Annotated in this window: 13 protein-coding genes; 8 read left to right on the forward strand and 5 right to left on the reverse strand. The window is 73.2% G+C overall.

The genetic code is table 11. From position 1 onward, the window contains the following. Positions 1 to 52: 52 nt before the first annotated feature. Entirely contained in the window at positions 53 to 1030 is a 978-nt protein-coding gene (locus tag ACIQ87_RS36810) for a bifunctional riboflavin kinase/FAD synthetase (protein WP_402415820.1), read from the forward strand. A gap of 58 nt (positions 1031 to 1088) precedes the next feature. Here ACIQ87_RS36810 and ACIQ87_RS36815 read toward each other — a convergent pair whose 3' ends face one another. The 3 genes from ACIQ87_RS36815 to eccE form a co-directional block, all read right to left on the reverse strand. After that, positions 1089 to 3200 carry a MinD/ParA family protein gene (locus ACIQ87_RS36815; protein ID WP_402415823.1) on the reverse strand — a complete coding sequence of 704 codons (2112 nt, stop codon included), beginning with the start codon at positions 3198 to 3200 and terminating at the stop codon, positions 1089 to 1091. Between the two features lie 131 nt (positions 3201 to 3331). Then, entirely contained in the window at positions 3332 to 4099 is a 768-nt protein-coding gene (locus ACIQ87_RS36820; RefSeq protein WP_402415825.1) for a hypothetical protein, read from the reverse strand. Further along, positions 4099 to 5526 (reverse strand): type VII secretion protein EccE, encoded by a 1428-nt coding sequence (gene eccE / locus ACIQ87_RS36825; protein ID WP_402415828.1) that lies wholly within the window; start codon positions 5524 to 5526, stop codon positions 4099 to 4101. The genes ACIQ87_RS36820 and eccE overlap by 1 nt, the downstream gene beginning before the upstream one ends. A 186-nt stretch (positions 5527 to 5712) precedes the next feature. Between eccE and ACIQ87_RS36830 the strand changes: the two genes are divergently transcribed. The 6 genes from ACIQ87_RS36830 to ACIQ87_RS36855 all read left to right on the forward strand — a co-directional run bounded on the left by ACIQ87_RS36830 (position 5713) and on the right by ACIQ87_RS36855 (position 11649). After that, positions 5713 to 7398, forward strand: a complete 1686-nt coding sequence (locus ACIQ87_RS36830) for a type VII secretion protein EccB (protein ID WP_402415831.1) — start codon at positions 5713 to 5715, stop codon at positions 7396 to 7398. Between the two features lie 180 nt (positions 7399 to 7578). Further along, positions 7579 to 7884: a WXG100 family type VII secretion target gene (locus ACIQ87_RS36835; protein WP_392884231.1), complete on the forward strand. Its 306-nt coding sequence runs from the start codon at positions 7579 to 7581 to the stop codon at positions 7882 to 7884. A gap of 119 nt (positions 7885 to 8003) precedes the next feature. After that, on the forward strand, positions 8004 to 8294 hold the full coding sequence (locus tag ACIQ87_RS36840; protein ID WP_402415834.1) for a WXG100 family type VII secretion target: 291 nt from the start codon (positions 8004 to 8006) through the stop codon (positions 8292 to 8294). A gap of 98 nt (positions 8295 to 8392) precedes the next feature. After that, positions 8393 to 9625, forward strand: a complete 1233-nt coding sequence (gene mycP, locus ACIQ87_RS36845; RefSeq protein WP_402415837.1) for a type VII secretion-associated serine protease mycosin — start codon at positions 8393 to 8395, stop codon at positions 9623 to 9625. A 135-nt stretch (positions 9626 to 9760) separates the two neighbouring features. Then, positions 9761 to 10300, forward strand: a complete 540-nt coding sequence (locus ACIQ87_RS36850) for a SigE family RNA polymerase sigma factor (protein WP_402415840.1) — start codon at positions 9761 to 9763, stop codon at positions 10298 to 10300. 83 nt (positions 10301 to 10383) lie between these two features. Then, the gene (locus ACIQ87_RS36855; RefSeq protein WP_402415843.1) at positions 10384 to 11649 is read left to right on the forward strand and encodes a hypothetical protein; all 1266 of its coding nucleotides are present in this window, start codon (positions 10384 to 10386) and stop codon (positions 11647 to 11649) included. A 66-nt stretch (positions 11650 to 11715) separates the two neighbouring features. Here ACIQ87_RS36855 and ACIQ87_RS36860 read toward each other — a convergent pair whose 3' ends face one another. Together ACIQ87_RS36860 and eccCa are read right to left on the reverse strand one after the other, a co-directional pair. Further along, positions 11716 to 13119: an APC family permease gene (locus ACIQ87_RS36860; protein ID WP_402415846.1), complete on the reverse strand. Its 1404-nt coding sequence runs from the start codon at positions 13117 to 13119 to the stop codon at positions 11716 to 11718. A 468-nt stretch (positions 13120 to 13587) separates the two neighbouring features. Next, positions 13588 to 17532 (reverse strand): type VII secretion protein EccCa, encoded by a 3945-nt coding sequence (gene eccCa / locus ACIQ87_RS36865; RefSeq protein ID WP_402415848.1) that lies wholly within the window; start codon positions 17530 to 17532, stop codon positions 13588 to 13590. A 359-nt stretch (positions 17533 to 17891) separates the two neighbouring features. Between eccCa and eccD the strand changes: the two genes are divergently transcribed. After that, a complete protein-coding gene (eccD, locus tag ACIQ87_RS36870; protein WP_402415851.1) occupies positions 17892 to 19349 on the forward strand; it encodes a type VII secretion integral membrane protein EccD in 1458 nt (485 codons plus the stop codon). Positions 19350 to 19493 lie beyond the last annotated feature (144 nt).

Raw genomic sequence — 19493 nt, forward strand, 5'->3', positions numbered from 1 at the left:
GAGCGTTTGAGCGTACAGAGGGTACGCACCGTACGGAACAAGGAGCGGTCAGGTGCAGCGCTGGCGTGGCCTGGAGGAGATCCCCGGGGACTGGGGACGCAGCGTCGTCACCATCGGCTCGTTCGACGGGGTGCACCGCGGACATCAGCTGATCATCGGGCGGGCGGTCGAGCGGGCCCGTGAACTCGGCATCCCCTCGGTCGTGGTGACCTTCGACCCGCACCCGCGCGAGGTCATCCGCCCGGGCAGCCACCCGCCGCTGCTCGCGCCGCACCCGCGCCGTGCCGAGCTGATCGCGGAGCTGGGCGTGGACGCGGTGCTGGTGCTGCCGTTCACCACCGAGTTCTCCCAGGAGTCCCCGGAGGTCTTCGTCCGGCAGGTGCTGGTGGACGCGCTGCGCGCGCGGGTCGTCATCGAGGGCCCCAACTTCCGCTTCGGGCACCGGGCGGCCGGGGACGTCGCGCTGCTCGGCGAGCTGGGCCGGGCGGACGACTTCGAGGTCGAGGTGGTCGACCTCCAGGTGTGCGGCACGGCCGGGGACGGCGAGCCGTTCTCCTCCAGCCTGACCCGCCGGCTGGTGGAGACCGGGGACATGGCCGGGGCCAACGAGGTGCTGGGCCGTCCGCACCGGGTCGAGGGCGTGGTGGTGCGCGGCGCGCAGCGCGGCCGCGAGCTGGGCTACCCGACCGCCAACGTCGAGACCGTGCCGCACAGCGCGATCCCGGCCGACGGCGTGTACGCGGGCTGGCTGACGGTCGTACGGCACGGGCCCCTCCTGCCCGAGAGCGGGCAAGGAGGGAGGATGCCGGCGGCGATCTCGGTCGGCACCAACCCGACCTTCGACGGCACCGCCCGTACCGTGGAGGCGTACGCCATCGACCGGGTCGGCCTGGACCTGTACGGGATGCACGTGGCCGTGGACTTCCTGGCCTACCTGCGCGGGATGGAGAAGTTCGACTCCATCGACGCGCTGCTGGACCGGATGGCCGACGACGTCAAGCGGGCCCGCGAGCTGACCGACGGCGCCTGAGCGCCGGGACGGCGGAAGGGGCCCACCGACCGGGTGTCGGTGGGCCCCTTCCGCCGTCTCACTGCTGGGGTGCCGGCGGGTAGCCGTAGCCCGGGCCCGGCTGCTGCGGCCAGGGCGCCCCGGGCGCGGGCTGCTGCGGGTAGCCGTACCCGGGCGGGGGCGGCGGGACCTGGCCGGGCTGCGGGGCCCACGGCGCCCCGGGGGCGGGCTGGCCGGCCTGCTGCGGGTAGGGCTGGGGCTGCTGCGGGTCGGCGTACGGCTGCGGGTAGCCGGGCTGCGGCTGGGCCTGCTGCTGCCAGCCGGCCTGCTGGGCGGCCTGCTGGGCCCGGACGATGTCCTCGCCGACCAGGGTGGCCAGCTCGAAGTAGGCCTCCCGGACCTTGGGCCGCATCATGTCGAGGTTGACCTCGGCGCCGGCCGCCAGGCTCTCGTCGAACGGCACCACGATCACGCCGCGGCAGCGGGTCTGGAAGTGGGCGACGATGTCCTCGACCTTGATCATCTTGCTGGTCTCGCGCACTCCGGAGACCACCGTGATGCTGCGCTGCACCAGGTCGGCGTAGCCGTGCGCGGAGAGCCAGTCCAGCGTGGTCGAGGCGCTGGAGGCGCCGTCCACGCTGGGGGTGGAGACGATGATCAGCTGGTCGGCCAGGTCCAGCACCCCGCGCATCGCGCTGTACAGCAGGCCGGTGCCGGAGTCGGTCAGGATGATCGGGTACTGGCGGCCCAGCACGTCGATCACCTGGCGGTAGTCCGAGTCGTTGAAGGTGGTCGAGACCGCCGGGTCCACGTCGTTGGCCAGGATCTCCAGGCCCGAGTTCAGGTCCTGCGAGGTGAACTGACGGATGTCCATGTAGCTGCGCAGGTGCGGGATGGCCGTCACCAGGTCGCGGATGGTCGCGCCGGTCTGGCGCTTGACCCGCCGGCCCAGGGTGCCGGCGTCCGGGTTGGCGTCGATCGCGATCACCTTGTCCTGGCGCTCGCTGGCCAGGGTCGCGCCGAGCGCGGTGGTGGTCGTGGTCTTGCCGACGCCGCCCTTGAGGCTGATCACGGCGATCCGGTAGCAGCTCAGCACCGGGGTGCGGATGATCTCCAGCTTGCGGGCCTTCTCGGCCGCCGCGGCCTTGCCGCCGAACTGGAAGCGCGGCTGCTGGCGCTGCTGCTTGGGCTGGCTGCGCAGCAGCCGGTCCGAGGACAGTTCGACGGCCGCGGTGTAGCCGAGCGGTGCGCCGTGCGCGGTCTGCTGCGGGGCGGCGGCCTGCTGGAAGGCGCTGGGTTGCGGGGCCTGCGGCTGCTGCCACGGCTGCCCGGGGTGCCCCGGCAGCGGCTGGCCGGGCTGTGGCTGGCCGGGCTGGGCCTGCGGGCCGGGCTGCGGCTGGGCCGGCTGCTGGTACGCGGCGGGCTGCGGCCAGCCGCCCTGGCGCGGGTCCACCGGGCCGGGCTGCGGCTGGCCGGGCTGGGCCTGCGGGCCCGGCTGCTGCGGGGCGACGGGCTGCTGGGGGACGACGGGCTGCTGGGCCTGCTGGGCGGCCCACGCGGCCTGCGGGTCCCAGGCCGCCGGCGGGCCCTGCGGGTCCTGGGGGTGCGGCGGCGGGGCCTGCTGGACCGGCGGCTGCGCGAAGTTCTGCGGCTGGACGGGCTGCCCCGGCTGCGCGGCCGCCGCGGGCCCGGCCGCCGGGTACGGCTGCGCTACGGGCTGCTGCGCCGCGGCCTCCGGCATCGGCCAGGCCGGGGCGCCGGCCTGCGGCTGCTCGGTGACCGGCGGGGCCGGGGCGGCAACCGGGAACGGGACGTGCTGGGCCTCGGCCTGCACCGGCGGGACCGGCGCGGCGGGCGTGGCAGCGGGCGCCGGAACGTGGGCGACGGGGGTGGCGGTCGGCACGGCCTCGGCCGCCGGGGCGGTGGCCTGGCCGGGCACCGGGGCGTGGGCCTGCTGCTGCACCGGAGCCTGCGGAGCCTGCCCCGGAACGACGGCGGGCGCCGGTGCGTCGGCCTCGGCCGGAGCGGGGGAGGCCGGTGCGGAAGCGGCCGGCGCGGCCGCGCCGGAAGCCCCCGCGGGCTCGGTCTGCACGTACCAGGACGGGGGAGTGTAGTCAGGCGCGTCCGACCAGTCGTCGTCGTCCTCTGCCGCGTTGTCGCCGACGTAGACGCCGTCCCGATCGCTGCTCACTCTGGCTCCCTCGTGTTCGCCGCCGCTTGTTCAGCGGTGCCGTTGCCGCATCAAAGACTAGGCCGTACGGCAACCCCCGCTGAAGGCGGCTTCGCTTCCCCGCCGGCCCGCCCGGTGCGGCGAGCCGCCGCTCAGTCCATCCGGCGCGGCCCGCCGAGCACCTGCTGTTCGGCCTGCCCGGCCACGGCCCGTACGTACTGACGCCGCATCCGGGTCGCCCACAGAGTGAGGTCGTCGCCGAGGGTGGGAAGCGCGGCCACGTCCTCCGGCGGCAGCGACAGCACCCGGCCGGTCAGTTCCGCCTCCTGCGGCGAGATCCGCTGCACACCGACCAGGTCGGCCGCGTTCAGCACCCGGGAGGCGTTCGGGCCCAGGTAGGGCAGCAGCGTCAGGGTGGTCTGCCAGGGCGCGGCGGAGAGCCGGCTGCGCGGCGGGCGGGCGCCGAGGTCGCGCACCACCAGGACCGGCGAGGCCACCGAGGCGCCCTGCGGGCCGAGTCGGCCGACCTGGTGGATCGTCACGCACGGCTGGCCTCCGCCGGCCGCCTGGGCCATCGGGCCCCACAGCTGTCCGCGGGCGGTCTCCACCGCGACCCGGGCGCCGATCGCGGCCGCCCGCAGCGCGATGACCTGGGCCGTCCACATGCCGCCGACGAGCACCAGGTCGTACGAGGTCGGGCGGAACAGGCCGAGCACCGCGGGCAGCCCCTGCGGGTCGACGCCGATCACCACGCCGTCGTCGCCGACCGGGAAGGCCAGCGCCGCGAGGTCGGCGGGCTCCAGCACGTGCTTCTCCCGGCGAGGGCCGCGCAGCCCGAAGCCGGGCAGGATCCGCGGCCGGGCCCGGCGCTGCTCGGCGCCGGGCTGCGGTCCCGTGGTGGGGTAGGTCTGGTACGCCATCAGGAGGCCCCTCCGAGCGGCAGGGTGGCGAGCATGCCGGGCGCCTGCTCCAGGTCGAGCCGGACGAGGCCGAGCCCGCTGCTCTGGGCCCGGGTCTCCACCAGGCGGCCGATGTCGCCGACCTCGCTCTCGTTGCGGCCGGTCACCCGCAGGTGCCCGCTGACCGTCACCGAGCCGCCGGTGCCGTGCCCGGCCGTCAGGCTGAAGGTGCTGGCGAGGGCCGGGGAGCCGGTGATCAGGTTGACCAGGTCCGGCGCGGCGATCCGGCCGGGGGCGCCGCCGGGGCGGCTCAGCTGCGGCCAGCGGGAGATCCAGTACGTGGTGTGCCAGCGGTCGTCGATCCGCCAGAACCGGTTGCCCTCCTGGGTGCGGCGGGTGGTGCCGCCGCCGCTTCCGGTGCCCTGGCGGCCGGCCACCGCGATCGGGTTGGCGCAGGTGGAGATGGCCAGCGCGGCGATCAGCTCGCGCTCGTCCAGCACGGTCGCGTTGAAGCCGGCGCTGTTGAGCCGGCCGGCCAGCTGGTCGGTGACCCGCTGCAGCGCCTTGCGGGCGCCCTCCTCGCCGCCGCCGCGGGCCCGGACGGCGGTCGCCGCGCGCTCCGGGTCGAGCTTCAGGGCGATCCAGGTCAGCCGGAGCCCGGGGGTGGCGGTGCCCTCCGGCAGCTCGCGGTAGGCACGGGCGGCCAGCGACTGGTCGGGCAGGTGCTGGGCCGGGGCGGGCTGGGTGTGCTGGACCAGCTGCACCGACTCCAGGGTGATGTCGTCGACCGTGAGCGCCGAGCAGATCACGTCCAGCGGCAGCGGCAGGGCGGTGCGCGCCGGGCGCAGCGGCTGGTCCTTGGCCTGGACGAGCAACACCGAGCTGAGGAAGGTCCCGTCGCCGACCATGCCGGTCTCCCGGCGGACCGGGCGGCCGCCGAACTCGGCCTCGGTGGCGTGGGTGCAGGTGCGCAGCCCCGGTTCGAGCTCCAGGGCGGGTGCCAGCGCCGGGTCGGTGCCGGCCGGCGGCAGCAACGTCCTGGCCTGCTTGCGGCGGGACTTGAGGGCGGCGCGGACCAGCAGCAGCTCGGGGACGGTGCGGCCGCGCACCGGGACGAGGGCGAGCAGGACCAGCACCAGCGCGACCGCGCCGAAGCCGGCCGCGACCGTGCGGCTGATCGTCCAGCCGACCGCGACCAGGGCCGCCGCGACCTCGACCAGGACGAGCTGCTGGAGCTTCAACCGCCCGCCCAGCAGCCCCGGTCGGGGGTTGACCCGCACCTGGACGGCGCCGCCGCCCCCGGTGCCGGTCGGCTGCGGTCCCGCGCTCGCGGGCCCGGCCCCCGTTCCCGTCCCGGTCGGCGGCGCGCTGCGCTGCGCCCGGCCGGCCCGGCGCGTCCTCCCGCCGCCCGCGCTGCGGCGGCGTCCTGGAGCGGTCTGGCTTGGCATCCCCCGGTGGCCCTCTCTGATCCGTTGTCGCGGCCCGGCTGGCTGTGTCGCGGACCGTACCCGTACCGTACTCACCGTCTGCTGCCGCATCGTAGAGGGTTCGCGCCGGTTCGTGCCCGGCGGGTGACCACGGGGCAGGTCGGTCTGAGAACGCCCGACGACGTCTGACTAGGGGGACGACGAGGTATGGCATCGCGCCGGGACGAGCTGAACGCGTACACCTTCGCCCGCAAGCGCACGGTGGGCGCCTTCCTGCTGCCCGCCGGCGGCGGCAGCGACGAGGACGCGCCGCGTCCGGTGAAGGCGGTGCTGCCGAGTGTGCTGGCCGGGGCGGTGTTCGTGGCCGGGTTCGGGATCTGGGGGGTCTTCAAACCGAGTGCGCCGGTGAAGTGGGACGACGGCAAGAACATCATCCAGGGCAAGCAGTCGACCACCCGGTACGTGGTGCTCACCGACCAGGACAACAAGACCAAGCGGCTGCACCAGGTGCTCAACATGTCCTCGGCGCGGCTGGTGCTGCCGGCGGGTGCCAAGGTCGTGGTGGTGGACGACGGGGTGCTCGACCGCTACCCCAACCACGGGCCGACGATCGGGATCCCGTACGCGCCGGACAAGTTGCCGACCACGGACAACGCCAGCAAGCCGATGAAGTGGGCGGTGTGCGACCGCCCGGGCTCGGACGACAAGCAGGAGACGGTCAACCAGGCGGTGTTCGTCGCGGCCGGCGCGGACGCGGCGGCCCTGGCGGCCAAGGACCGGATGCTCGGCCCGGACCAGCTGATGCTGGTGCAGCAGGCCGACGAGCAGCAGATCTCGGCCGCGCCGGCGCCGGGTCAGCCGGCCGGCGGGGGCGCCGCGCTGTTCCTGGTCGACGCGCAGGGGCGCAAGCACCCGATCGGATCGCCGCAGTCGGACGACAAGGAGCGCAAGGCGCTGGTCACCGCGGTGTTCGGGCCCAACGCGGTTCCGCAGCGGGTCAAGCGGGACTGGCTGGACACCCTGGTGAACGCCACCCCGATCACCTTTCCGCAGGTCGAGGCGGTCGCCGACAGCCAGGGCGCCAACTCCAAGGTGGAGCTGAGCAACCCGGCCGACCGCCGGATCGGCCGGCTGGTGCACTACCAGGACCGCCACTACGTCGTCGGCAAGGACCAGCTCTTCCTGGTCACCCCGTTCCAGGCGGAGCTGATCCGGCAGAACCCGGCGTACCAGATGCTCTACAAGTACGACCAGGACAAGAAGCCGCGCAGCGACGAGATGACCCCGGCCGACAACGCCCAGTGGGGCGGGGACGCCCCGCTGAAGGGCACCGCCCCGGACTGGCCGGTGAAGACCGGCGCGCCGGTGAACAACTGGCAGGACCGCCAGGACGCCCGGATGGTCGTGTGCAGCACCTACGACGGCGTCGCCGCGGACGGCAGCACGGCCAAGCGCAGCGTCTGGGCCGGGACTTCGTACCCCGCGCAGTACAACAACGGCGCCGGGGCGGCGTACGTGACCCCCGGTCACGGGCTGTTCTACCGCTCGATGGACAACGCGGCCGCCGGCTCCGGGACCGACTTCCTGATCACCGAGACCGGGTTGCGCTACTCCGTCCCGTCCAACGGTGACGGCGGCCAGCGCCCCGCGGCCTCGCCGCAGCCCGGCCAGAGCGGCTCCCCGAAGCCGTCGGCGCAGCAGCCCACCGGCACGCCGACCCCCGGGGCGCCGTCCCAGGAGCCGGGGCAGCAGCAGGACGAACCCGGCGGCAACCAGGCCAGGTTGGGCTACCAGGGGGTCCAGCCGCTGCCGGTGCCGAAGGAGTGGTCGAACCTGGTTCCGGCCGGTCCGCCGCTGACGGCGAAGAGCGCCGCCCAGCCGCAGAACGCCTGATCGGCCAAGCGCGGCAACCGAATTGGCCCCAGTGTCATGGTCTGGTAACTACTCGGTGATCGGTGTTGGGTGAGTTGCGTGTGCCGACTACAGTGCTGCTGGACATCACACAGGTGATGCGACGGTCGGCCCGCTGGGCCCTCCGTACACGCAAATGTTGTCTCATGGGGGACGTGGAGCATGGCTCAGGGTCAGTTCACGATGACCGCGCAGGAGATGCTGGCTTTCGCCAAGCAGATCGAAGAGGCCATCGGCAAGATCGAGGCTGAGAAGAACAAGCTGATCAGCACGGTCACCGGCATCACCAGCGGTTGGCAGGGCCAGGCCGCGACGGCCTACACGAACCTGCAGAACCGGGTCAACGAGGACATCGCGAGCCTCAAGGAGTCGCTCAACGCGATCAAGCACGCGATCGAGATGACCACCAAGCACTACGCGAGCACCGAAGAGGAGCAGAAGGCGATGTTCTCCTCGGCCCAGGGCTGATCACCGCATCCGCGCTGATCGCCGCACCTGCGCCGACCGCCGTTCTGTCCCGATCCACCGCTCTGCGGAGCGCCCGTCGCTGACCTCGCGGCGCTCCTCATCCTCGTAAGGGAGACAACGTGTCCGAACACATCCTCGTCAACTTCCAGACCGTCCACCAGGCGGCCGAGGAGGTCAAGGCTTCGGCGAGCCGTATCGACCACCTGCTGAACGACCTCAAGGGCAACGTGACCCGCATCGCCTCCAGCTGGCAGGGTGCCGCCCAGCAGGGCTACCAGGCCCACCAGGCCAAGTGGGACGCCAAGGCCAACGACCTCCAGCAGGTCTGCACGCAGATCGCGACCTCGCTCGAGAACGCCGCGCAGAGCTACCGGACCACCGAGGACGCCAACACCAAGCTCTGGGGCTGACGTTCGGGTTCCATGGGGAACGACAGGGGGCGGGTACCCGGATTCCGGGCACCCGCCCCCGGCGCGCGGCACGGGTGGACGACATGAGGGGTGGCAGGGTGACCCGACACGGGTACCGGAAGGCGGCCGCGGCGATCGCCGCGCTCGCGGTGCTGGGCGGCCCGCTCGCCGCCCCGGCGTACGCCGACGGCGGGCCCGGCCTGGCCGCGGCCGGCGACTGCCCCAAGCCCGCGCCCGACGTGCAGACCGTGCCGTGGTCGCTGCAGCGCCTGCTGCTGAACGAGCTGTGGCAGGACGGTAAGACCACCGGTGCGGGCGTGACGGTCGCGGTCATCGACACCGGGGTGGACAACGGCAACCCGCAGCTGGCCGGCAAGCTCGACGAGGGCCCGAACCTGCTGGTCAACCGGGAGACCAAGGAACCGATCCAGGGCAAGTCCACCGAGGACCCGGTCGGCCACGGCACCAAGGTGGCCGGCATCATCGCCGCCCGGCCCAGCAAGACCACCGGCTTCGTCGGGCTGGCTCCCGACGCCCGGATCCTGTCGATCCGGCAGAACGACAGCGACGGCAACGGCGACGTCTCCACCCTGGTCACGGCGATCAGGGAGGCGGTCAAGCGCGGCGCCAAGGTCATCAACATCTCCCAGGACGTGCGCGGGGCGGGCGACGCCCGGTTCGGCGGCTACCAGGAGCTGAAGGCCGCCGTCGAGTACGCCGAGGAGAACAAGGCCGTGGTGGTCGCCTCCACCGGGAACGACGGCAAGGAGGGCGACACCTACCCGGGCGCCTTCCCGACCGTGCTGGCCGTCGGCGCCTCCGACCGCAACAACGAGCGTGCGCCCTTCTCCCAGTACGGCGGCTTCGTGAAGGTCGCAGCGCCCGGCGTCGACATGCTGTCCACCGTGCCCGGGGGCGGCCAGTGCGTGGACAACGGCACCAGCTTCGCCGCCCCGTACGTCTCCGGCCTCGCCGCGCTGCTGGTCGGAGCCCACCCGAACTGGAAGCCGGCCCAGGTGCGGGCCTGGATCGAGCAGACCGCGCAGCGCACCCAGCGCGACCCGGACACGTTCATCGGCTGGGGCGTGGTGGACCCGGTGAAGGCCGTCACCACGGCCCCCGTCGACGCGCCCCTCGCCGCCGTCCCGGACGCCCCGGTGCAGCTCGCCGCCGCGCCGATCGTGCCGCGCCCGGTGGGCCTCGGCGAGACCCAGGCCGACCGCGACGGCCGCACCGCGACGTACGTCCTCGGTGTCGGCGCGCTGCTGGTCGCCCTGTTGATCGGCGGCGGCGTGGTGCTGCGCGACCACCGGCGCAAGTCCTCCTCCTGACCCGCGGCCTGCGCCCGCCGCCCGGTGCCCGGTGCCCGGTGCCCCTCCGAGATTCCGCCGGACCCCTGTAACACCGCCGCCCGCCCGCCGCATCGATGAAGTGTCAGGGAGGGCGGACCACGGGGGGCAGGGCGCATGGGGCGGATCGGGTCGGGCCGGGAGGCCAAGGACGCGGAGTTCCTGGAGCTCGTCTCCGGCCGGACCGGCCACCTGTACCGCTCGGCCTGCCTGCTCACCAGCGGCGACACCCACTACGCCGAGGACCTCGTGCAGGAGGCCCTCAGCCGGATGTACGTGCTGTGGCGGCGCAGCGCCTTCACCGGCCGCGGCCGGATCGACAACCCGGCGGCCTACACCCACACCGTGATGGTGCGCACCTTCCTGGCCCAGCAGCGCCGCCGTTCCAGCGGCGAGCGCCCCAGTGCCGCCCTGCCGGAGCAGGAGGGGCAGGACGCCGACAGCGCCCTGCGGCTGACCCTCCTCGACGCGCTCGGCCGGATGCCGCCCAAGGACCGCGCGGTCCTGGTGCTGCGCTACTGGGAGGACCGCAGCGTCGAGGAGACCGCCGAGGCCATGCGGGCCTCCTCCGGCGCCGTCCGCACCCGCACCACCCGGGCCCTGGCCAGGCTGCGCGCCCTGCTCGGCGACTCGCTGGCCGAGCTGGCCGCCCGCTGAGGCGGGCGCCCGCCCAGGCCGGCGCCCGTCGGCCGCAAGGAACTTCTCTCGCAACCCGCGACGCAAGGAGACGGTGAACACCCATGTCCGAACCGGACAAGTTCGAGGACGATCTTCTCTACGCCCTCACCCGCACGGGCGAAGGCTTCCGCACCGAGCAGGCCGAGCAGGCGGGCCTGGTCGCGGACGGCTACCGGCTCGGCCGCCGCCGCTGGCGCCGCCGCTCGGCCGCCGCCGTGGTGGGCGGCGCGGCCGCGCTGGCCCTGGTGGGCACCGGCACCGTGTACCTGGTCTCCCCGGGTGCCGGGGACGCGGGCACCGTGAGCGCGGCCTCCGCCCCGGCCTCCTCCGTCGGCATCACCGCGGGCAGCAGCGCCGGCGCGGCCACCCCGACCGTGCTGCAGTCCGCGGCCCGGGCCGCGGTCTCCGGCGACGAGGTGCTGGCCACCTTCCGGGCCCTGCTGCCCAAGGGGGAGATCACCGAGGCCACCGGGCAAGGTACCGATGGCGGGCCGAAGGCCACCCAGGCCTTGGCGAACCTGGTCTTCGACGACGGCCAGGGCAAGTCGCTGATCCAGTTCAGCATCAGCAAGCACCGGCCCGGTCAGGTGCAGCTGCCCAGCTGCCCGCCGGACCCCACGTTGGTCCGGGTCGACGCCTGCACCGACACCGTCCTGCCGGACGGCTCCAAGCTCCTGCTGCAGCAGGGGTACGAGTACTCGGACAGCCGGGCCGACACCAAGGAGTGGTTCGCCGTGCTGAACGGCCCGGACGGCCGGTCCGTCGCCGTGCACGAGTGGAACGCGCCCAAGGAGAAGGGCGCGCCGGACAGCCGTCCCAACCCGCCGCTCACCCTCGACCAGCTGAAGGCCGTCGTCACGGACAAGTCCTGGGACCGGATCGTCAAGGCCCTCAGGTTCGACGGCATCGACACCGAGGCGATCGACCCGGGCCTGTCGCCGGCGGACTACGAGACCGTCCTGACCGGGCTGCTGCCGTCCGGGGCGACCGTGACGGGCCGCACGGGCCAGGACACCGGGGTGGCCTTCGAGCTGGCCAGGGCCGGGCGGGCCGGCACGGTGTCGGTGCTGGTGAAGAACTGGGCCAAGGCCCCCGACGACCGGCCGGCACCGCAGTGGTACCAGGACGCGGAGATCCTGCCCGACGGGACGAAGCTCCTCACCCACGCCCCGGCCGCCCCCACCCTGTCGGGCAAGCTGATCGCGGACGCGACCAGGCCGGACGGCTTGGAGGTCCTGGTCGTGACGGCGTCGAACGGCGACCCGCTGCTGACCGCGGCGGAGCTGAGGACGATCGTCACCAGCCCGGCCTGGAAGGCCGGGAAGTAGCGGAACACGGCGGTGCCCCGGGCTGGGGGAGGCCCGGGGCACCGCCGTGTGAGGGAGGGGTGGGGATCAGTCCTGCTGGTCCTCGGGAAGGCTGATCACCCAGCGGGTGTCCTGCCGGGGGCGCAGGTAGAACAGCCAGTAGAGGGTGGCGGCGGCGGTGATGCCGCCGGTCCACAGCAGGGGCTCGGCGTCCAGCTTGGTGATCACGTAGACCAGGACGGCGATCAGCACGACCGGGATGGCCGGCCACAGCGGCATCCGCCAGGCGGAGGCGTGCTTGTGGTGGGCGCGGCGGGAGAGCAGCGCGGCGATCGCGACCAGCAGGTACATCCCGGTGACGGCGACGCCGGTGATGTTGCTCAGCAGCTCGCCCTTGACGAAGCAGAGCGCGGCGCCGGGCAGGCCGACCGCCAGGGTGGCGATCCACGGCGAGCCGAACCGGCCGAGGGTGCCGAAGGCCTTGTTGACCGGCTCCGGCCAGGCCTTGTCACGGGCGGAGGCGAACAGCACCCGGGAGTTCTGGATGACCATGACGATGCCGGCGTTGATGATGGCCAGCGCGACGCAGAGGCTGATGAAGGTGCCGACGGCCGAGTTGCTCCAGGCGGTGACCATGCCGGAGATGTTGCCGGAGGACAGGGTCTGCAGGTCGGGGGCGCCCACGGTGATGGCGACGACCGGGACCAGGATGATGGCCGAGGAGATGCCGAGCGTCCACAGCACGGTGCGCGAGACGTTGCGGCGGGGGTTCTCCAGCTCCTCCGACAGGTAGACCGCGGTGGAGAAGCCCTGGGTGATGAACAGGGCGATGCCGAGCGCGCCGACGATGGCGCCCACGCTCACCGTGGTGGTGGCGCCGCCGTCCCCGGCGACCACGCCGTGCAGCAGGCTGGGGGCGTCGCTGTTGGTGTGGGCGAAGCCGAGCACCGAGACCACGCCGGCCGCGATGACCTCCAGCACCAGGAAGATGCCGGTGATCCAGGCGTTGGCGCGCAGGTCGAGCAGTCCGGCCAGGGTGGCGGCCAGCATCACGGCGGCGCCGGTCATGGCCTTGTCCAGGTGCAGGACGGGGGCGAGGTAGTCGGCGGTGCCGAGGGCGATGACCGAGGGGACGATCATCACCACGATCAGCGAGAGCACGAAGACCAGCCAGCCCATCAGCCGCCCGGCGAGGGTGCCGACCATCGCGTACTCGCCGCCGGCGCTGGGGATCAGGGTGCCGAGTTCGGAGTAGCAGAACGCGACCGCGACGCAGAGCACGGTGCCGATCGCGATCGCCAGCGCGGTGGCGCTGCCGATGCTGGAGAACAGCTCCGGCACGATCACGAAGAGCGTCGAGGCGGGCGTGACGCAGGACAGCGTGAGCAGGGTGCCGCCCACGACGCCGATCGAGCGCTTGAGCTGTTGGGGCGCTGCCGCCTCGGCCGCCGGGGCGGCTACGGTCTGTGGCGGACGAAGCGTGTCGGTCATGTGGCTTCCGATCGGCTCTGTGCGGTGCTGGGGTGGGAGCGGTATCGCCTCCGCTGGCTGGTTGCTCGGTGTCCGGTTCCAGTCGCTCCCTGGCCGCAATGGAACCTCGGCGTATTGATTGCGTCAACGTCGGAACTGCTTCGGAATCCGTTGCGGTGAACGGCATAAACATGCGATCCGATGATCACGTTCAGTCATTGCGACCTTTGTCCGACTTGTTACCTAAGCCACATCGCAATTGAATCGAAGGTGAACAAAGCGGGGAGTGCCGTCATTCAAAGGTCGTGCTCCGGGTGGACAGTGCTACGCCCAGGCGCCCCCGAAACGCCCGGCAACTCCCCGGCCGGGTACGGGAACCGCAGCTCCCGCCCGGAAAGAACTAGGTAACGTTTCGGAACCCGGGACGCCGAAGGGGCCGGACTCCACGAGTCCGACCCCTTCGCTCACCGTCCGTGACGGGCGGCGCGGCTACACCACCGGCAGCCAGCCCGTCTGGATCATCTGCCCGCCGGTCGCGCGGCGGGACACGTAGACCCCTCGGCCGGGCGGCAGCGCCTGCGGCTTGACCGTCCCCAGCAGCGCGCCCTCGTCCCGGTTGCCGGAGAGGATCACGCCCTGGCCGCCGAGTTCGCGCATCCGCTGCAGCACCGGCTCGTACAGCGAGCGGCCGGCGCCGCCCGCGCTGCGGGCCACGATCACCCGCAGGCCGATGTCACGGGCGAACGGCAGGAACTCGGCCAGCGGGGCCAGCGGGTTGCCCGAGCTCGTCGAGACCAGCTCGTAGTCGTCGACGATCACGAACATGTCCTTGCCGCTGTACCAGCTGCGGTTGCGCAGCTGCTCGGCGGTCACGTCCGGGCCCGGCAGGCGGCGCGCGCAGGCGCCGCGCAGCATGTCGACGATGGCCGCCATGGCCGGCTGCGCGGCCGCGTACTCCACCAGGTACTCCGGCGGTACGGTGCCGAGCAGCGCGCGCCGGTAGTCGCCGATCACGATGCCGGCCTGGTCCGGGGTGTAGCGCTCGGTGATCTGCTTGATCAGCATCCGCAGCACCGCCGACTTCCCGGACTCGGTGTCGCCGAAGACGATGAACAGCGGGTCGGTCTCGAAGTTGACGAAGACCGGCGCCAGCTCCGCCTCGTCCACGCCGAAGGCGACGCCGCGCTCCGGGTGCTCGAAGCCCTTCGGCAGCGAGTCGCCGTCCAGTACGGCCGGCAGCATCCGCACCTGCGGGGCGCGCGGGCCGGTCCAGGCCCCGTCCACCGCGCTGACCAGTCCGGCGACGCCGTTCTGCAGGTCGTCCACCGAGGAGGAGCCGTCCAGCCGCGGCAGGCCGGACAGGAAGTGCAGCCGCTCCGGGGTGATGCCGCGCCCGGCCAGCGCCGGGACGTTCTGCGCCACCCGGCGGTCGACCTCGGACTCCATCGCGTCACCGAGCTTCAGCTCGGTCCGGTTCTGCAGCAGGTCCTTCAGCGCCGGGCGCACCTCGGCGTACCGGGCCGCGGTGATGACCAGGTGCACGCCGTAGCCGAGACCGCGCTGGGCGATGTCGCCGATCACCGGCTCCAGGCCCTCGAACTCCTGCTTGAAGGTGTTCCAGCCGTCGATCACCAGGAAGACGTCGCCGAAGGCCTCGTCCGGCAGCCGGCCGGCCGCCCGGGTGGCCCGGTACGTGGCGATGGTGTCGATCCCGGCGACCCGGAACAGCTCCTCGCGCCGGTTGAGCACCCCGTGCACCTCGGAGACCATCCGGCGCACCTTGTCCACGTCCAGGCGCCCGGCCACCCCGCCGACGTGCGGCAGTCCGGCCAGCGACTGGAAGCTGCCCGCACCGAAGTCGAGCAGGTAGAACTGCACTTCCAGCGGGGTGTGGGTGAGGCCGAACGAGGCGACCATGGTGCGCACCACGGTCGACTTGCCGGACCGCGGACCGCCGACGATCAGGCCGTGGCCGGCCGCCCCCGCGTAGTCGACCTCGAGGATGTCCGTCTTCTGCTCGCGAGGCTTGTCCACGATGCCGATCGGCACCCGCAGCCGGCCCGCCGGGTAGCCGGGTGCGGTCAGCCCGCGCTCCGGCACCACCTGCAGCGGCGGCAGCAGGTGGTCCATGCTGGGGGCGTCCTCCAGCGGCGGCAGCCACACCTGGTGCGCGGCCGGGCCCTGGCCGGTCATCCGCTGGACGAACACGTCCAGCACGGTGTCCACCAGCGCGTCGTCCTGCTCCGGGACCTGCGGCGCGACCTCCTCTTCCACCGGGTCCGGCAGCTCCACGAAGGCCGCGGTGAACTCCACCGGGCGGGTGTCGACCCGGCGCCCGCCGGTCGACCGCTGCTGCCCCGGCGCGCGGTACGGGCCCGAGACGTAGGCGGCCTTGAACCGGTCCATCACGTCCTCGCCGAACTTGAGGTAGCCGACGCCCGGCACCGGCGGCAGGTGGTAGGCGTCCGGCACGCCGATCGCCGCCCGGGACTCCGCGGCCGAGAAGGTGCGCAGTCCGATCCGGTACGAGAGATAGGTGTCCAGGCCGCGCAGCTTGCCCTCCTCCAGGCGCTGCGAGGCCAGCAGCAGGTGCACGCCCAGTGAACGGCCGATCCGGCCGATCTGGATGAACATCTCGATGAAGTCGGGCTTGGCGGTGAGGAGTTCGGAGAACTCGTCGATGATCAGCACCAGCGAGGGCAGCGGGTCCAGGGCCGCGCCGGCCGCCCGGGCCCGCTCGTACTCGTGGATGTTGGCGTAGTTGCCGGCCGAGCGCAGCAGCTCCTGGCGGCGGTGCAGCTCGCCCTCGATCGCGTCGCGCATGCGGTCGACCAGGGTGAGCTCGCCCTCGAGGTTGGTGATCACCGCGGAGGTGTGCGGCATGTCCGCCATGCCGGAGAAGGTCGCACCGCCCTTGAAGTCGGCGAGGACGAAGTTCAGGATCTCCGAGGAGTGGGTCATCGCCAGCGCCAGCACCAGCGTGCGCAGCAGCTCCGACTTGCCGGAACCGGTCGCGCCCACGCACAGGCCGTGCGGGCCCATGCCCTCCAGTGCGGCCTCCTTGATGTCCAGGTAGACGTGCTCGCCGTTGGCGCCGACGCCGATCGGCACCCGCATCCGCTCGTGCTGGGCGCGCGGACGCCAGCTGCGGGCCACGTCGAAGGAGCCCGGGTCGCCCGAGCTCATCATGTCGGTGAAGTCGAGGTTGGACAGCAGCGGCTCGTCGTCCCCGCCGGCCGAGATCCGGTACGGCGCCAACTGCCGCGCCAGCGCCTCGGACTGCCACACCGAGAGCAGGTCCGGCTTGCCGGTGTACGTCGCGCCGGAGGCCGAGCGCAGCACCAGCTCCTCGGCGCCGACCGTCACCATCAGGTGCCCGCTGGGCTCGTCGACCTCGCCCGGCACCACCTCGATGACCGTCACGCCCTGCACGCCCTCCGGGCTCGCCAGCAGCGAGTCGTGCGGCACACCGGCGCCGTCCATGACGACCACCAGGTGCGGCTGGTCGGCGGGCGGTGCCACCTCCCGCACGAAGCGCTGGCGGCCGGCCAGCTCGTCCTGGAGCAGGTACTCCAGGTCGCCCAGGTCGCTCGCGAAGAGCCGGCGCGAGCCCGCGCCGTCGGCCTCCTTGCGGTGCTGGTTGTGCGGGAGCCACTTGGTCCACTCCCACTCCTCGGCCGCACCGGGCGCGGCCGCGACCGCCACCATCAGGTCGTCCGGCGAGTGCAGGGTGGTCAGCTGGGCGATCATCGCGCGCACGTTCCCGTACACCGAGTCCGGGTCCCCGCACACCGTGATGTGGTAGAAGGCCCGCAGCGAGACCGCCAACGGCAGGTCCTGGAGGGTGCCGTGGGCCTTCAGGAAGGAGTGCATCGCGGCCGCCGACAGCGGCTCCAGCTCGTCCATCGGCGCGGTCTGCGGTGCCACCAGCGGGGTGGACAGCTGCACCGGCCCGAGACCCACCCGGATCTGCGCGAAGTCGCCGTCCCCGATGCGCCGTTCCCACAGCCGCCGGCCGTCCTCGACGATCGACCAGAGCTGGTCCGGCGCCGGGTTCAGGAACAGCAGCGCGCCGCGCTGGCGCTCCGCCGTGCGGCGCACCTGGCGGCGGGTCTGCTGGAGGTACTTCAGGTAGTCGCGCCGCTCGTCCGCCATCGCGGTCGAACCGCCCTTGCGGGCCCGGACGATCTGCGCCAGCACCATGCCGAGCGTCGAGGCGATCATCAGACCGCCCATGATCTTCATCGGGGCCGCGGCCCCCGGCGAGAAGAAGAACACCGCCGAGCCGCCCATGCCCAGCATCGGCAGGATGCTCATCAGCCAGTCCTCGCCGCCCTGCCTGGGCAGTTCGGGCGGGCTCACCAGCTCCACCGGTTCGTCCGGCACGGTCGGCGGATACGCCCTCGCCGGTCGCTTGACCGTGATCACACCCATGTGTCATCCACCCCGCGGCGTCGATCGATCACTTCGGCATCAGCCCTCACGCGATTGCGTACGGTCCGTACGGGAATCCGGTGGCTGAGGACGCCCCACCCAGCGCAGCCCCCGTACCTTGCGCAGGCGCCGATCCTAACGGTCGCCCGCGCACCGCCCGTCGGCGCCCGGGTACGCACCGGCAGCGGACACGAACCGAACGGGTAGGGTAACGCCGCGCCAACTCGCGGCCCGGTCGGGCCGGTTCCACAGCAACACCGAGCGCCGCCGGGCCTCGGCACCGTCAACAAGGGGGAGCGCCAAGTGCGTCGAAGGATCGAGGTGGGCGCCCGCATCGGCGTGCGCAGCGAGGTGGGCGCATGAGTGCCGCCGCGACCGGATACTGCCGCGTGACCGTCGTCGCCCCGGACCGCCGGATCGACGTCGCTCTGCCCGAGGACGTCCCGCTCGCGGACGTCTACCCGGAGGTGCTGCGCCTGGCCAACCAGAGCCAGCCCGACGGCGCCCCCACCGGCTTCCACCTGGTCCGCCGCGACGGCACGGTGCTCGACAGCGGACTGCCGCTGGCCGCCCAGCAGGTCCGCGACGGCGACCTGCTGGCGCTGCGCCCCTTCGCCGAGTCGCTCCCGCCGGCCGTCTACGACGACGTCGCCGACGCGATCGCCAGCGCCGTCGAGGCCGACCGCCGGTTCTGGACCGCCGAACTGATGCGCGGCTTCGGCCTGATCGGCGCCGGGGTGCTGCTCACCCTGCTCGGCTTCGCGCTCTGGTTCTCCGACCTGCGCCACGACATGCACGGCCTGCCCGGCGTCCTGGCCGGCGTCACCGCCGTCGTGCTCACCGCGCTCGCCGGGGTGCGGGCCCGGGTCTACCAGGACGCCCACGCGGCCGTCGCGCTCGGCCTCGGCGCGCTGCCCCACGCCATGATCGGCGGCAGCGGCCTGATCGCCGTCGCCCACCCGTGGGAGGGCCCCGGCCGGCTCCAGTTCCTGGCCGGCTGCGTCGCCGCGCTGGTGGTCTCCGTCCTGCTGGCCGGCCTGCTGCCGGAGAGGGACGCGGTGTTCGTCGCCGCCGCCCTGGTCTCCACCGCCGGCGCGCTCGCCACCTTCGCGGCCGTCCTGCTGCCGCAGACCCCGGCCGGGCACATCGCCGCCGTCACCGGCGTCGCCGCCGTCGCCGTGGTCGGCTTCCTGCCCGGCCTCTCCGCCCGCTTCGCCCGGCTGCCGGTCGGCTTCAGCGCCCCCGGCCAGACCCGCACCCGAAGCCGCGACTACGACGAGGAGGCCGAGCGCGCCGAGGCCGTCCAGTACGAGCGGATCGCCCACCAGGCCCGCCGCGGCCACGAGGTGCTGGTCGGCCTGGTCGGCGGCTGCGCCGCGGTCGTGGTCGGCGCCTGCGCCGTCCTCGGCTTCACCGACGAGACCTTCCCCGAGCTGCTCGCGCTCGCCCTGGGCCTGACCACCATGCTGCGCGCCCGGCTGTTCCGTTACACCGCGCAGGTGCTCAGCCTCACCGTGGCCGGCCTGCTCGGCCTGAGCCTGCTGATCGTCGGGCTGTCCCTGCACACCCCGCAGTTCTTCCTGCGGGTGGCCGGCTCCACCACCGAGCTCGACCTGCGCACGATCTGGCTGACCGCCTCCATCGCCTTCGGCGCCGCGCTGCTCACCGCGATCGCCCTGGTGGTGCCGCGGCTCGGGGTGTCCCCGTTCTGGGGGCGCATCCTGGACCTGGTGGACAGCCTCACCCTGATCTCGCTCGTCCCGCTGGCGCTCGCCGTCCTGGACGTCTACCGGCTGGTCCGCGGCGCCACCAGCTGACCGGTGCCACCCCCGTGCCGCCCACCTGCGCTGCCCCGGCCACCCGCCGGACGACCGGGTGGGCGGCACTGGTACGCTTGGCCTCCGAGCGCAGCCGTGTTGTCCGCAGCCCATCCGTGGGCGGCAGAGCGCCGGCCGCGCTCA

This window comes from Kitasatospora sp. NPDC096204 (assembly GCF_044763205.1).
GTDB lineage: Bacteria > Actinomycetota > Actinomycetes > Streptomycetales > Streptomycetaceae > Kitasatospora.